At 66.8% G+C, this 13,580-nt stretch carries 13 protein-coding genes; 7 read left to right on the top strand and 6 right to left on the bottom strand.

Annotation, left to right across the window (positions count from 1 at the left end; genetic code table 11):
* Nucleotides 1–26: 26 nt before the first annotated feature.
* From NYR58_RS03200 to NYR58_RS03185, 4 genes are read left to right on the top strand one after another with little or no spacing between them, the layout of a single operon-like run.
* On the top strand, nt 27–1,121 hold the full coding sequence (locus NYR58_RS03200; RefSeq protein ID WP_261519024.1) for an ABC transporter ATP-binding protein: 1,095 nt from the start codon (nt 27–29) through the stop codon (nt 1,119–1,121).
* A complete protein-coding gene (locus NYR58_RS03195) occupies nt 1,114–1,998 on the top strand; it encodes an ABC transporter permease (RefSeq protein WP_261519023.1) in 885 nt (294 codons plus the stop codon). The genes NYR58_RS03200 and NYR58_RS03195 overlap by 8 nt, the downstream gene beginning before the upstream one ends.
* Nucleotides 1,995–2,816 carry an ABC transporter permease gene (locus NYR58_RS03190; protein ID WP_261519022.1) on the top strand — a complete coding sequence of 274 codons (822 nt, stop codon included), beginning with the start codon at nt 1,995–1,997 and terminating at the stop codon, nt 2,814–2,816. Before NYR58_RS03195 ends, NYR58_RS03190 begins: the two co-directional genes overlap by 4 nt.
* A gap of 14 nt (nt 2,817–2,830) precedes the next feature.
* Nucleotides 2,831–4,375, top strand: coding sequence for an alkaline phosphatase family protein (locus tag NYR58_RS03185; RefSeq protein ID WP_261519169.1), 1,545 nt, complete (start codon nt 2,831–2,833; stop codon nt 4,373–4,375).
* A 42-nt stretch (nt 4,376–4,417) separates the two neighbouring features.
* Here the strand turns inward: NYR58_RS03185 and NYR58_RS03180 are convergent, their stop codons facing one another.
* Nucleotides 4,418–5,323: an ABC transporter substrate-binding protein gene (locus NYR58_RS03180; RefSeq protein WP_261519021.1), complete on the bottom strand. Its 906-nt coding sequence runs from the start codon at nt 5,321–5,323 to the stop codon at nt 4,418–4,420.
* 92 nt (nt 5,324–5,415) lie between these two features.
* Here NYR58_RS03180 and NYR58_RS03175 point away from each other — a divergent pair, with 92 nt between their 5' ends.
* The 3 genes from NYR58_RS03175 to NYR58_RS03165 are packed head-to-tail and all read left to right on the top strand — an operon-like array spanning nt 5,416 to nt 8,247.
* A complete protein-coding gene (locus NYR58_RS03175) occupies nt 5,416–6,411 on the top strand; it encodes a FecCD family ABC transporter permease (RefSeq protein WP_261519020.1) in 996 nt (331 codons plus the stop codon).
* Between the two features lie 5 nt (nt 6,412–6,416).
* Nucleotides 6,417–7,427 carry a FecCD family ABC transporter permease gene (locus NYR58_RS03170; RefSeq protein WP_261519168.1) on the top strand — a complete coding sequence of 337 codons (1,011 nt, stop codon included), beginning with the start codon at nt 6,417–6,419 and terminating at the stop codon, nt 7,425–7,427.
* A complete protein-coding gene (locus NYR58_RS03165; protein WP_261519019.1) occupies nt 7,420–8,247 on the top strand; it encodes an ABC transporter ATP-binding protein in 828 nt (275 codons plus the stop codon). Before NYR58_RS03170 ends, NYR58_RS03165 begins: the two co-directional genes overlap by 8 nt.
* 32 nt (nt 8,248–8,279) lie before the next feature.
* On the opposite strand, the gene NYR58_RS03160 is transcribed toward NYR58_RS03165, so the two are convergent.
* The 5 genes from NYR58_RS03160 to NYR58_RS03140 all read right to left on the bottom strand — a co-directional run bounded on the left by NYR58_RS03160 (nt 8,280) and on the right by NYR58_RS03140 (nt 13,530).
* Nucleotides 8,280–9,407 carry an ABC transporter ATP-binding protein gene (locus NYR58_RS03160; RefSeq protein WP_261519018.1) on the bottom strand — a complete coding sequence of 376 codons (1,128 nt, stop codon included), beginning with the start codon at nt 9,405–9,407 and terminating at the stop codon, nt 8,280–8,282.
* Between the two features lie 24 nt (nt 9,408–9,431).
* Nucleotides 9,432–10,304 carry a carbohydrate ABC transporter permease gene (locus NYR58_RS03155; RefSeq protein WP_261519017.1) on the bottom strand — a complete coding sequence of 291 codons (873 nt, stop codon included), beginning with the start codon at nt 10,302–10,304 and terminating at the stop codon, nt 9,432–9,434.
* A gap of 11 nt (nt 10,305–10,315) precedes the next feature.
* Nucleotides 10,316–11,281, bottom strand: a complete 966-nt coding sequence (locus tag NYR58_RS03150; protein ID WP_261519016.1) for a carbohydrate ABC transporter permease — start codon at nt 11,279–11,281, stop codon at nt 10,316–10,318.
* Between the two features lie 84 nt (nt 11,282–11,365).
* The gene (locus tag NYR58_RS03145; protein ID WP_378074525.1) at nt 11,366–12,619 is read right to left on the bottom strand and encodes an ABC transporter substrate-binding protein; all 1,254 of its coding nucleotides are present in this window, start codon (nt 12,617–12,619) and stop codon (nt 11,366–11,368) included.
* Nucleotides 12,616–13,530 carry an N-acetylmuramic acid 6-phosphate etherase gene (locus tag NYR58_RS03140; protein ID WP_261519015.1) on the bottom strand — a complete coding sequence of 305 codons (915 nt, stop codon included), beginning with the start codon at nt 13,528–13,530 and terminating at the stop codon, nt 12,616–12,618. The genes NYR58_RS03145 and NYR58_RS03140 overlap by 4 nt, the downstream gene beginning before the upstream one ends.
* Between the last annotated feature and the right edge of the window lie 50 nt (nt 13,531–13,580).

Below are 13,580 nucleotides of genomic sequence, written 5' to 3'. Positions count from 1 at the left end.
CGCCAAATCCTGGAGAGGGGAACGGGATGGGCCAGAGCGTCGAACTCGACAACGTAACCATGCGTTTCGGCGATTTCGTCGCCGTGCGCAATGTAAGCCTCAAGATCGGGGCGGGGGAGTTCTTCAGTTTTCTCGGCCCTTCCGGCTGTGGCAAGACAACCATCCTGCGCCTGATTTCCGGCTTTATGGAGCCCACGGAAGGGGCTGTGCGGATCGGCAGCAAGGACATGCGGGGCATTGGCCCCAACAGGCGCCCGACGGCGCTGATCTTCCAGAATCTGGCGCTCTTCCCGCTCATGAAGGTGTGGGAGAACATCGCCTTCGGGCTCGAGGCGCGCGGTGTCGGCAAGGCGCAGCGGCGGCGGCGCGCCGAGGAGCTGCTCGATCTCATCGCCCTGCCCGGCTATGCGGACAAGGCGGTTTCCGAGCTTTCCGGCGGCCAGCGCCAGCGGGTGGCGATTGCCCGCGCGCTTGCCGTCGAGCCGGCGGTGCTGCTGCTCGACGAGCCGCTGTCGGCGCTCGACCTCAAGCTGCGTCAGCACATGCGCTCCGAACTGCGCGCCATCCAGCGCAAGACGGGCGTGACCTTCATCTACATCACGCACGACCAGGGCGAGGCGCTCACCATGTCCGACCGCATCGGCGTGATGTCGCAGGGCGAGGTGCTGCAGATCGGCCAGCCGGCCGACATCTACGACGCGCCGCAAAACGCCTTCGTCGCCACCTTCGTGGGGGAGAGCAACCTGTTCCCCGGCACCATCTCGCGGATCGAGGGAAAAGAGGCGCTGATCGAGACGGCGGTCGGGCCGATGCGCGGCCGCAACCTTCACGCGCTGCCGGTCGGCACGCCCGCCATTGCCCTTGTCCGGCCTGAGCGGATGCGCGTTCTGGACGCGGGCGAGGCGGCCGACAACATGCTGGAAAGCGCGCCTCAGCGCTTCGACTTCGAGGGCGCCTTCATCAATGTGTTGCTGGATGGCGCCGGCGAGCGCGAGACCATACTGCATCTGACCAATGACGGGCGGACCCAGGCAAGGCTGCAGGCGGCAACTTTGCTGCGCGTCGGCTTCGATACCGATGCCACGATGATCCTGCCGCAGGGACAGACCGCCCATGGCTGAGCTCTTCCGGCGCACTGGCCCCCTCATCGCCTGGATGGCCCTTTTGACCACCCTTCTGTGGGTGGCCTTCATGATCGTGCTGCCGCAGGTGATGATGGTGGATTTCTCCTTCCGCCCTTCCCTGCCACCCTCGAAGATCGGCGGGCCCGAGGACGTCTATACGCTCAAGAACTATGCCACGCTTTGGGCCAACACGATTCACCGCGGCATCTTCTTCAAGACGATCTGGTCGTCGATGCTCGTCACCGTTCTGGCGCTGGCGGTTTGCTACCCCATTGCCTATCACCTCGCGCAGGTGGCGCGCGGGCAGGCGGCGGCACTGCTGATCGTGGCGCTCATCGTGCCCTTCTGGGTCAACGAGATCCTGCGCACCTTCGCCTGGTTCCTGATCCTTTCGCGCAACGGAATCTTCAACAGTGCGCTGGTTGGCCTGGGGCTGATCGACCGCCCGATCCAGTTCATCGACGGCAATATCGGCGTCATGATCGGCATGGTCTATGCCTACATCCTGTTCATGGTGTTTCCGCTCTACAACGCCATGGAGAGCCTCGACCGCCACCAGATCGAGGCTGCCCGTGACCTGGGCGCCTCGACCTGGCGCATTCACTGGCGTGTCGTCATTCCGCATGCCAAACCGGGCATTGCCGTCGGCTGCATCATGACCTTCATGCTTTCGGCCGGCACGATCGCGGTGCCGCGCCTGCTTGGCGGGCCGCGCTCGCGCTGGTTCACCGAGGTCATCTATTCCTGGTTTTTCGACGGCGGCGACTGGAACCAGGGTGCGGCCTATGCCTTTGCCCTCCTCATCCTGTGCATCGTCTTCATCCTCGTGATGATGCGCCTGTTCCGCGTCAGCCTGCAGGATATCGCGAAATGACGTCCTCTTCCCTGTTGCGCTCGTTCATCTATCTCTATCTGGTCCTGTTCTTCGCCTATCTGTTCCTGCCGCTCGTCTTCATGATGGCGGCGGCCTTCAACGACAGCCGCTTTCCGACCATGCTGCCCTGGCAGGGGTTCACGCTGCGCTGGTTCCAGGAGCTCTTCGCCGATCAGCTCATGGGCCGTGCGGTGTGGAACTCGATCCTGATCGGCCTTGGGGTGGTGGCGCTGTCCGTTCCCATCGGGCTTGCCGGCGCGCTCGTGCTTTACAACCTCCAAAGCCGGGCGCGGACGCTGATCTATGGAATCATGGTGTCGCCGATCCTTACGCCGGGCGTCATCATCGGCATTTCGACGCTCATCTTCTGGCGGCAGTATTTCGGCGTCGGCGGCGGGCTCATGCTCGCCGTCGTGGCGCAGACGACCTTCATCGCCGCCTTCGCGATGCTTCTCATTCTGGCGCGCCTGCAGCGGTTCGACCGCACGCTGGAAGAGGCGGCCCTCGACCTCGGGGCCAGCCATACCTGGACCTTCTGGCGCATCACGGTGCCCTTCCTGCGGCCGGCGCTTCTTGCCGCGGCACTCATGGCCTTTCTCCAGAGCTTCGAGAACTACAACACCACCCTCTTCGTCATCGGCACAGAGACCACCATGACGCTGAACATCGCAAGCCGCGTGCGGCTCGGCCTGACGCCCGCTGTCAACGCCATCGCGGTGATCCTGATCGCCCTGACGATCCTGGGGGCCATCATCTATGAACTCATGCGCCGTGCGGAGGTGCGCAGACGCGCGCTCGCCGCCGAAGCCGCGGCCTGAAGGTTCCCGTGACGATGTCTTGGAATGTCCTGCTCATCACCGCCGACCAGATGCGGGCCGATGCTCTCGGCTGCGCCGGCAATTCCCAGGCGCACACGCCGCATCTCGACGCGCTGGCGCGCCAGAGCGTGCGATTTGCCAATCACTACGGGCAGGCGAGCCCCTGCGGGCCGTCGCGCGCCTGCCTGCTCACCGGCATGTATCTCCACAATCACCGCTCGGTGCAGAACGGCACCCCGCTCGATGCGCGCTTCACCAATCTGGCGCTGGAGGCGCGCGCACTGGGCTATGCTCCGGCCCTTTTCGGCTACACGGATACCTCGCCCGATCCGCGCGGGCGGGCGCCGAACGATCCGGCACTGCGCAGCTATGAGGGCATCCTCCCCGGGTTCGATCCCGTCTGCCCGATGCTCGAGGATGCCGCACCCTGGCTGTCGCATCTGCGCGCCCAGGGTTACGACACCTCCGTGGGCCTGAGGGCCCTTTACACGCCCGAGGCCGCCCGCCACGATGGCGAGCTGTGGGGCCCTGCCCGCTATCGCGACAGCGACAGCGACACCGCCTACCTGACGGACCGCTTTCTCGACTGGCAGGGCGAGCAGGGCGATGGGTGGTTCGCGCATCTCTCCTACATCCGCCCCCATCCGCCGTGGCTTGCCCCCCTCCCCTGGCACGACATGTTTGCGGCGGACGAGATGCCGGCGCCCCAGACCCGCGGAAGCCTCGAGGAGACGGCAGCGCTCCATCCCTGGGTTGCCTGGCGGCTTGCCAACCAGACACGCGAGAACTGGGTGTTCGGCCGCTCGCTCGACCCGGCCAACCTCAGCCGTGCGCAGATCGGCCAGATCCGCGCCACATATGCCGCGCTGGTTGCCGAGATCGACCATCATGTGGGCCGCATCCTGGCTCAGCTCCGGGCGACCGGCACGCTGGAGCGTACCCTGGTGATCTTCACCTCCGATCATGGGGAGCTGCTCGGCGACCACTACATGCTCGGCAAGGAGGCGGTGTTTCCGCAGGCCTTTCACCTGCCGCTCATCATCCACGATCCGCGCCGCGAGGCGGATGCGACGCGCGGGCAGGTTGTCAGCGCGTTCACCGAGGCCGTCGACATCATGCCGACGATCCTTGCGTGGCTGGGCGCGGCGGCGCCGGGGCAATGCGACGGCTTCTCGCTCCTTGCCTTCATCGAGGGGCACCGCCCGGACGGCTGGCGCGATGCGGCGCACTACGCGATCGACTTTCGCGACATCGCGCTTGGCCGGCCGGAGCGGTTTTTCGGCCTGCCGTCGGAGGCCTGCTCTTTCAACGCCAGCATTGACGGGACGCATCTCTACGTCCATTTCGCCGGGCTTCCTCCCCTCCTGCTCTCGATGGAGGAAGGCGCGCCATGGCGGAACCTGGCGCTGGAGCCCGCCCATGCACCGCTCGCCCGCGACCAGGCCATGCGACTTCTTTCCTGGCGAATGCGCGCCGAGGACCAGACGCTCGCCAACCTGCTTTTGACCGAGACGGGCGTCGTCGCGCGCCAGCGCAACCGGACGCCCGACAGCGCGTGAAGAAACAGTCGGCGCGCGTCAGGCGGGAGCGCGCCGATTGGCTCACTCGACGCCATAGATGCGGGCGATGTCCTCAAGCATGAGGCGGGCGGCGAGGATGCCGCCGGCGGTGTTCCAGATGGCGTCACTCACCGCATGGACCCTGCCCGCCTGTACCGCCGAAAGCGACTGCCAGAGCGGATCGGAGAGCACCTCCTCGGCCAGCGCATGGCCCTGCCCGTCGCCCGTGTCGTAGGTGAAATGAAAGATGCGGTCGCCGTCCATGTCGGGGATGCTCTCCTTGCCGGTGCGTATGGCGAAGGCATCGACCTTCTGGTTGTCGGGGCGATCGAAGCCCACATCCTTCAAGAGCACGCCGGAGAAGCTGTCGAGCTGATAGATGCGGATCTGCCCGGGCAGGAACCGGATCACCGAGACCTTCTCCTTCAGATGGTCGCCGAGCGCGGCAGAAAGTTCGGCGACCGCCCTGTCGTAATCGGCAATGGCCTCGGCCGCCTTCTCCTCAAGCCCCAGCGCTGCGGCATAAAGGCGGAAGTTGATCTTCCAGTCGCCGCGCAGCTCCGCCGACATCACCGTGGGTGCGATGGCCGTGAGCTGCGGATAGATCTCTTCGTGGCGCTGCTTGTTGGCGAGGATCAGATCGGGCTTGAGCGCTGCAACAAGCTCGAGATTGACGGCGCTTTCGGTGCCCACGGGAACGGCATCGCCCATGCGGTCCTCGATGTGGTCCCACCAGGGATCACCGACCCAGGAGTTCGCCGCACCCACGGGGACCACCCCAAGGGCAAGAAGCGCCTCGGTGCCCTCATTCGTCAGCACCACGACGCGCTGCGGATTGTCAGGAACTGTCACCGTCCCCATCGCGTCGGCAACCTCACGGGCGAGCGCGGGCGTGGCAAGCGCCAGCGAGAACGCTGACAGAAGCTTGAGGAGAAGGCGTCGGTGCATGGTCTTGGCCCCTTTTTTTGTCGACAATTCCAGTCAGGCTTTCCAGAGGATTTGTTGACTGTATCGGTCGGGAATGTCAATCAGGGCGCCAAATGAACCTGCATGTGAGCCGGCTGTATCTTCTTCTCCTTTTCGGTCTCGGGCTTGCCGCGGCGGCGAGCCTGCACATGGGCCTGCGCATCTATGATCCCGCGACCGTGCTTGCGGCACTTCGGGGCGGGACGGACAGCGATGCGCTGATCATCGTGTCGCTGCGCGTGCCGCGCACGCTGGTGGCGGCTGTCGCCGGGGCGGCGCTGGGGCTGTCGGGCCTCCTGATGCAGGTGGCCACGCGCAATCCCCTGGCCGAGCCGGGGCTGATGGGCATCAATGCCGGCGCGGCCTTTGCCGTGACCTTCGGCATCGCACATCTTGGCGCGGCAAGCCTGCTTGAGCTTGGCGCGCTGGCGGCGTTCGGCGCGCTGGCGGCCACGATCGCCGTGTTCGGCATCGCCATTGCGGCGGGGGATGCCGCAAGGCCCGCCACCACGCTGCTTGCCGGCGTGACGGTCGCGGGGATGCTGGCCTCGCTGACGCAGCTCCTGCTGCTGATCGACGAGACCGCGCTCGAGACGTTGCTTTTCTGGCTGTCCGGTGGCTTTGCCGACCGCGGCAGCGACCTTCTGCGCCTCGGCGTTCCCTCGCTCCTTGCGGGCTTTCTGGGGACGATGCTTCTCGCCCCGGCGCTCGATGCGCTGCGGCTCGACGATGACAGCGCACGCAGCCTCGGCGTTCGCGTCTCGACCGTCCGGCTTGCCGCGCTCGCCCTTGGCGCGCTTCTTGCCGCGGGGACCGTCGCCATGGCCGGGCCGGTGGTGTTTCTCGGGCTGGTGGCGCCGCACATCGCCCGATGGCTGCAGCCGAAGCCGGCCATGGCCACGCTTGCCATCACCACCTGTCTCGTCGGCGCGATCGTCGCCCTTGCGGCTGACATCGTCGCACGGCTGATCGTCGCCCCGGGCGAGGCGCCGATCGGGGCGGTGCTCGCGCTCGTGGGCGTGCCGACGCTGATTGCGCTGCTGCGCCAACGGCGGGAGGCAGTGCTGTGAGTGCAATGGCCGCCGGCAACCGCCTTGCGCTGCTTGGCCTCGTGCTCGGGGCGGGCGCGGTGCTCGCCGCCGGGCTTGGATCGAGCTTTCTGCCGCCCGGCCGCGTGGTCGCCGCGCTGGCGGGTGGCGGCGCGCCGATGGATTCGGTGATCATCTGGACCTTGCGGCTGCCGCGGGTCGTGCTGGCGGTGCTGACGGGCATGGCGCTGGCGCTGGCGGGGGCGCTGCTTCAGCGGGTCACGCGGAACCCGGTGGCCGCCCCCTCCGTGCTTGGGGTGACGGACGGAGCCGCTCTGGGCGTGGTCGCCTTTCTCTGGATCTTCTCCGACGATGCCAATGCGCTCACCGTTTCGATTCACTGGCAGCCGCTCGCCGCCATGATCGGCGCCTTCGGCTTTGCCGCGCTGGTGGCACTGCTGACGCTTCTCGATCCCGGTGGGCGCAGCCCGCTTCGCATCATCCTCTATGGCGTCGCGCTTGCCGCGCTTGCCAAGGCCGCGGTGACACTGATGATGATCCTTGGCCCGATCTACCGCGCCAACCAGGCGCTGACCTGGCTGACGGGCTCGGTGAGCGCGGCGCATTGGAGCGATGCGGCCACGGTCGCAGCAGGGCTTGCGCTGAGCATTCCCGCGCTGGTGGCCCTGCGACTGCCGCTGCGCCAGATCGCGCTCGATGCCGAAAGCGCGGCCGCGACGGGGCTGGCGCTCGGGCGGACGCAGGCAGCGCTCCTGTCGCTGTCGGTTCTGCTGACGGCGCTGGCCGTCTCGCAGGTGGGCGCGGTGGGGTTCGTGGGGCTCGTGGCGCCACACGCTGCGCGATACATTCACGGGCAGTTCGCGCCGGGATATCTGGTTTCGACGGCGCTCATCGGCGGGTTGATGGTGCTGGGTGCCGACACGCTGGCGCGCATCATCGCTGCCCCGCTGGAGCTGCCGGCGGGGGCACTGACGGCGCTCGTCGGCGCCCCCATCTTCCTTTGGCTTCTTCTGAAAGGACGACGCGCCCATGGCTGATCCGTTCGCCCGCCTGCGTGCCGCAAGCGCCGCCTACAACCGCACCCGCGCACTGGACGATGTGACGCTCGATCTGCCCGCAGGCGCGGTGATCGCCTTCTGCGGTCCAAATGGCAGCGGCAAGTCGACGGCCCTGCGGCTGATGCGCGGTCTTCACCCGCCTCTTCGGGGCACGGTGGAGATCGCCGGGCGGGCGCTGCCCGAATGGACCCCGCGGGCGCTTGCCCGTGCCGTCGCCATGCTCTCGCAGACGCCCGAGGCGCCACCGGAGCTGACCGTGGGCGAGCTTGTGATGCTGGGCCGGTTTGCCCATCGCCGCCGGTTTGCCGGACCTTCCGATGCCGACCGCGCCGCCTGCCAGCGCGCCCTCGCCGCGACCGGAACGGAGGCGCTGCGCGACCGGCCGATCGGTCAGTTGTCGGGCGGGCAGAAGCAGCGGGCCTGGATCGCCATGACGCTCGCGCAGGACGCGCCGCGCATCTTTCTCGACGAGCCGACCAACCATCTCGACGTGGCGCATGCCTTCGAGGTGCTGGAGCTGATCCGCCGCCTGAACCGGCAGGAGGGGCGCAGCTTCGCCCTTGTGCTGCACGATCTCAACATGGCGATGCGCTATGCGGACCATGTGGTGCTTTTCTGCGATGGCCGCATCGCCGCGCACGGACCGACCCGACAGGTGCTCACGGAGGAGCGGGTGCAGCAGGTGTTCGCCATCCGCTGCCGGATCGTGCAGCTTGCCGGAGAGGAGACGCCGGTTCTCGTGCCCCTGCCGAACGCAAGCGCTGCGGACGACGCCGGCCTTGCCTCTGCGGCCGAGTGAGGCCCGCTTTCCCCCCCCCCCCCCGGGGCCGATCACGCGCCTTGAGGTTCAGCGAGCGTGCGGTGGCGTTCGCGGTGCGGAAACGCGGCGCCGGAGGCGGAGAAGAGATGCAGCGCGTGGGGAGGGAAAGCCAGGCCCACATGCTCGCCGCTGCGTGCCGAGACCGCGCCGTCGGTCTTGACCACGAACGGATCGGCCGCGCCCACATCGAGATGCAGATAGGTCTCGCCGCCCAGCCGCTCGACCACCAGCACCTCGCCCCTCATCGCCGCCGTCGCCGGATCGGCAAGCTGCACGTGTTCGGGCCTGATGCCGAGCCTGGCGCCTGTCTCCCGCTCGCTGCCCCCCTGGCGGCTGACCGGCACCACGATTTCGCCCAGCGAAGGCACCTGTACATGTGCGCCCTCCTGCGACCAGCCGGTGAGGGCGGCCTCGAGGAAGTTCATCTTCGGGCTGCCGATGAAGCCCGCCACGAAGATGCTGTCGGGGTGATGGTAGAGCTCGAGCGGCGTGCCCACCTGTGCGATGCGCCCGCCGTGAAGCACCACAATCCGGTCGGCGAGCGTCATTGCCTCCACCTGATCGTGGGTGACGTAGATCATGGTCGTCTTCAACCGCTGGTGAAGACGCAGGATCTCCACCCGCATCTGAACCCGCAGCGCCGCGTCGAGGTTGGACAACGGCTCGTCGAAGAGAAAGATCTTGGGGTCGCGCACGATCGCCCGGCCGATGGCGACACGCTGGCGCTGGCCGCCCGACAGCTCCTTGGGGCGGCGGTGCAGAAGGTCGCGCAGCCCGAGGATGTCGGCGGCGCGTTGGACGCGGGCGTCGATCTCGGCCTTGTCGACACCGGCATGGCGCAGGGCAAAGGCCATGTTGCCGTAGACGTCCTTGTGGGGATAGAGCGCATAGGACTGGAACACCATGGCAATGCCGCGGTCGGCCGGCGAGATGTCGTTGACGATCTCGCCGCCGATGGCGACCTCGCCGCCGGTGATGCTCTCAAGCCCGGCAATCATGCGCAGAAGCGTGGACTTGCCACAGCCCGACGGGCCGACAAAGACCACGAACTCGCCGTCGCGGACTTGCAGATCGACGCCGTGGATCACCTTGGTGGAGCCATAGGACTTGATGACGTTTCTAAGGGTGAGATCGGACATTTCCTGTCTCCGTGTTGGACGGGCTCAGCCCTTCACCGCGCCCGAGGTGATCCCTGCGATGAGCTGGCGCGAGAACAGCGCGTAGAGGCCGAGTACCGGCAGGATGGCGATGCTGAGGGCGGCGAGCACGGCCCCCCAATTGACGGTGAACTGGCCGATGAACTGCTGCACGCCGAGCGTTACCGTCTTTGTGGCATCGCTGGAGGCCAGGATCAGCGGGAACCACAGATCGTTCCAGATCGGGATCATGGAGAACACGGCGACGGTGGCAAGCACCGGCCGGATGAGCGGCAGCACGACCTCGAGAAAGATGCGGTATTCGCTCAGCCCGTCGATGCGGGCGCAATCCTTGATGTCGCGGGAGAGCGTGCGCATGAACTCGGTGAGGATGAAGACGGCCACCGGCAGTCCCTGCGCGGTATAGACGAGAATGAGCGCCAACAGGGTGTTGACGAGGTTCAGATCGACCATGAGCTTGAGGATGGCGACCGTACCGAGCCGGATGGGCACCATGATGCCGACGATCATGTAGATCTTGAGCAGGGCATTGAAGCGGAAGCGGTACTCGGCCAGGGCATGCGCTGCCGCCGCGCCGAGAAACAGGATCAGAAAGAGCGAGGCCACGGTGACGATCAGCGAGTTGCCGAAATAGGTCGCAAAGGAACCCTCGCTCAGCACCGTTGCATAGCCTTCCAGGCTGAACGTCCCGGCATGCGGCAGGCTCAGCGGCTCGCCGAAGATGCCACGCCGGTCCTTGAAGGAGTTCATCATCACCAGGAAGACGGGGAAGACGGCGATCAGCGTGTAGCCCAGCAGCACGGCATGGACCGAGGCCGTGCCCGAGATGCGGCGAAGACGGCTGGTGCGGGCGCGGGCGGTTCTGACGGGTGTGTTCATGGACCTTCCCCTTACATCTCGTAGCGTTGCAGGCGGCGCTGGACGAGGGCGAGGTAGATCGTCACGCCCACGAGGATGATGAAGAACAGCATGCTGGCCACGGTGGCGCCCATGTGGACGTCGCCAAGCTGGAGCTGCTGGCCGAAGAAGGTGCGGAAGAGGAGCGTGCCCATCACGTCGGTGGAGAAGTTCGGCGCTCCGAGCGCACCCTGGATCGAGTAGATGAGGTCGAAGCTGGCGGTGAAGTTTCCGATATAGGTGAGGATCGCGACGATGCCGAGCGTGGGCAGGATCAGCGGCAGCTTCACCTTCCAGAAGATGGCAAAGCCCGAAAGCCCGTCGACGCGCGCGGCGTCGATGAGCTCGTCAGGGATGGCGATGAGGGCGGCATAGATCAGCATCATCGGGATGCCCACATACTGCCATACCGAGATCAGCGACACGGTGACCAGCGCGGAACTTTCGAGCCCCAGCCAGGGCTGGTAAAGCCCGGCGAGCCCGACCGCGCCGAGAAGCGTCTCGGCCACGCCCCAGAGCGGCGACAGGATCAGCTCCCAGATGAAGCCGACGATGACGACCGACAGCAGCGTGGGCACGAAGATCAGCGTGCGATAGGCGCCCCCGAAGCGCGGCGCGAGGCTCAGGAGTGCCGCCAGGAGCAGGCCCAGCGGGTTCTGCACCACCATGTGGACGAAGAACAGGACCAGATTGTTCGAGAAGGCATTCCAGAACTGCCGCGCCCAATCGGGATCGAAGAGCAGGGTGGCATAGTTGCCGAGCCCGATCCACACGGCGCTGCCGTCCTCGAGCCCGTCATAGAGGCTGAGCCGCAGGCTCTCGGCCAGCGGATAGACCGAGAAGATGGTGTAGATCAGCACGGCCGGGGCGAGGAACACGACGATGTGCAGGCGCCCGGCACGCTTGCGGCGGCGCCTGAGCGCGGCCGGTGCTGCGGAATCTGTGGCTGTCTGGGTCACGGAGGCATCCCCGCTGTCGGAGTGGTGGGCCGATGTCAGGATGGCCTGCGCGCCCGGGCAAGCCGGGCGCTCAGATCCGTCAGATCAGTCCTTCTGAGGAGCGTACCACTTCGCAAGCCCGTCCTGGAGCGTGCGCGCCGCCTCTTCGGGTGTCATGACGCCGTTGATCACGTTGGCGCCGACCGTCCAGAGGTTGTTCCAGGTGTTCGGCTCGCCGCGCGAGAGGATCTGGTGGGCCACCCGGATCGTGCTCTCGCATTGCTCGCGCCAGGACAGGAACTCCCGCGCCAGCGGATCCTTCACCTCGAAGGTCGCGTTCGACAGCGAGAAGAAGCCCGGCAGGGCGTTGGTGTAGAGCTCGGCGAATTCGGGCGAGGCCACCCACTCAAGGAAGGTGCGCGCCGCCTCGGGATGCTCGGTGGCCGCGTTCATGCCGATTCCGATATCGGTATGATCGGAGATATAGCAGGTGTCGCCCGCGGCCTCGACGGGCGGCGGGAAGGCGCCCATCTCGAAGAATGCCTGCTTGTTGAAGCCGGTGATCTCCCACGAGCCGGCCGGATAGATGGCCGCGCGCCCCAATGTGAAGAGGTTCTGGCTGTCCGAATAGCTTTGCGCCTGATAGCCGCGGCCCATATAGTCGCTCCAGCGCGCCAGCACCTCAAGCGGCTTGACGAATTCGGGATCGGTGAACTTGGCGGTTCCCTCGATCAGGCCCAGCCGGCCCTCTTCCCCTTTCCAGTAGTTCGGGCCGATATTGGTGTAGCCCATGGTGGCCGATTCCCACTGGTCGGCGGTTCCCATGGCCAGCGGCGTGTAGCTGCCATCCTCCTTGATCGCGTCGAGCACGGCGAAGAATTCCTCGACCGTCTGCGGCTCCTTGAGCCCCAGCTCCTCGAAGGCTTCGCGGTTGTAGATGAAGCCGTGGATGACCGATGCCATGGGCACGCAGAAGGTCTCGGCCCCATCGTCCGTGGACCAGGCGGCCTTGGCCACGGAGGGGAAGTTCTCGAGACCGGCAAGATCGGTGATCTCGGCCAGATGTCCCTTCTGATAGAGCACAAGAGAGCCGTCGAAGGGCCGGCAGACGATCAGGTCGCCGGCGGTGCCGCCGTCGAGCCGTGCGTTGAGCGCAGCATTGTACTCCGTGGGCGCGGTCGGCTTGAACTCGACATTGATGTCGGGGTGTTTGGCCTCGAAGGCGGGCAGAAGGACCTCATCCCAGATCGCCTGGTCCTCCGAGCGCCAGCTTTCGATGGTCAATGTCTGCGCCACCGCGCCGGCGGCAGCAAGCGAAAGCGCCGCGTAGGCGGCGGTGGTCATGAGCAGGCGTTTCATGGGGTTCCTCCCTTTTCGGTCCGAGATGTGTTGAGGGTTGCAAGCGCGGCGCGCAGGTCGCCGCCCGCGCGCGCCAGTGCCTCGCCCGCCTTTTCGGGGGTGCAGCCCCGCAGCAGCAGTGCAGCCGTCTTGATGTGGCCGCCGGCGCGCTCCAGCGCCCGCTGTGCCGCTGCCTCATCGGCGGGCACGATGCGACGCAGGATGGCCAGCCGCCGCCTGGCGAGCTTGGCGTTGGTCGACGCGAGATCGACCATCAGGTTGTCATGGACGCGGCGCAGGCGCACCATGATGGCCGTCGACAGCACATTGAGCGCGATCTTCTGCGCCGTGCCGGCGGCCATGCGCGTGGAACCGGCGATTACCTCCGCGCCGGTGAGAAGCTCCACCGCATGGTCACTGACAGCCGCCAGAGGGCTGTCGGGATTGTTGGCAAGTCCGATCACCAGCGCGCCGGCGGTGCGCGCCGCCTGGGCGGCGGCGACGACGAAGGGCGTGGCCCCGCTCGCGGCGACGGCGATCAGCACGTCGGTCGGGCCGAGGTCCAGCTCGGCCACTCTTCGCCTGGCCTCTTCGGCGTCGTCCTCCGCACCTTCGACGGAGCGCACAAGCGCACCCTCGCCGCCCGCCATGAGATAGACGAGGCGATCGTCCGGCCAGCCATAGGTGGGATGGAGCTCCACCCCGTCCTGCACGGCAATGCGCCCCGAGGCGCCGGCGCCGGCATAGACGATCCGTCCCCCGCCCTGCGCCAGCCGGGCAGCGGCCGCCTCGGCAGCGGCCTCGAGATGCCCTTCGACGGCCCAGACGGCGGCAGGGGCTCGCATCTGCCCCTCGATGAGCGCGGCAACGACCTCACCCGTCGGCCAGGTGTCGAGGCGCTGATAGCGCTGGCTGACGTCTTCGGTGTTCATGGGCGCTCCCGGATTCAGATGACATCTTGATTTATGACCAATCATAAGAC

This window comes from Chelativorans intermedius (assembly GCF_025398255.1).
Classification (GTDB): domain Bacteria; phylum Pseudomonadota; class Alphaproteobacteria; order Rhizobiales; family Rhizobiaceae; genus Chelativorans; species Chelativorans intermedius.
This window is presented reverse-complemented; position numbering and strand designations above follow the sequence as displayed.

Excerpts from the sequence above, each read along its gene's own strand:
- NYR58_RS03155 (WP_261519017.1), bottom strand. The coding sequence starts at position 10,304 with ATGAACACACCCGTCAGAACCGCCCGCGCCCGCACCAGCCGTCTTCGC.
- NYR58_RS03190 (WP_261519022.1), top strand. The coding sequence starts at position 1,995 with ATGACGTCCTCTTCCCTGTTGCGCTCGTTCATCTATCTCTATCTGGTC.
- NYR58_RS03185 (WP_261519169.1), top strand. The coding sequence starts at position 2,831 with ATGTCTTGGAATGTCCTGCTCATCACCGCCGACCAGATGCGGGCCGAT.
- NYR58_RS03195 (WP_261519023.1), top strand. The coding sequence starts at position 1,114 with ATGGCTGAGCTCTTCCGGCGCACTGGCCCCCTCATCGCCTGGATGGCC.
- NYR58_RS03175 (WP_261519020.1), top strand. The coding sequence starts at position 5,416 with ATGAACCTGCATGTGAGCCGGCTGTATCTTCTTCTCCTTTTCGGTCTC.
- NYR58_RS03160 (WP_261519018.1), bottom strand. The coding sequence starts at position 9,407 with ATGTCCGATCTCACCCTTAGAAACGTCATCAAGTCCTATGGCTCCACC.
- NYR58_RS03170 (WP_261519168.1), top strand. The coding sequence starts at position 6,417 with ATGGCCGCCGGCAACCGCCTTGCGCTGCTTGGCCTCGTGCTCGGGGCG.
- NYR58_RS03200 (WP_261519024.1), top strand. The coding sequence starts at position 27 with ATGGGCCAGAGCGTCGAACTCGACAACGTAACCATGCGTTTCGGCGAT.
- NYR58_RS03180 (WP_261519021.1), bottom strand. The coding sequence starts at position 5,323 with ATGCACCGACGCCTTCTCCTCAAGCTTCTGTCAGCGTTCTCGCTGGCG.
- NYR58_RS03145 (WP_378074525.1), bottom strand. The coding sequence starts at position 12,619 with ATGAAACGCCTGCTCATGACCACCGCCGCCTACGCGGCGCTTTCGCTT.
- NYR58_RS03140 (WP_261519015.1), bottom strand. The coding sequence starts at position 13,530 with ATGAACACCGAAGACGTCAGCCAGCGCTATCAGCGCCTCGACACCTGG.
- NYR58_RS03165 (WP_261519019.1), top strand. The coding sequence starts at position 7,420 with ATGGCTGATCCGTTCGCCCGCCTGCGTGCCGCAAGCGCCGCCTACAAC.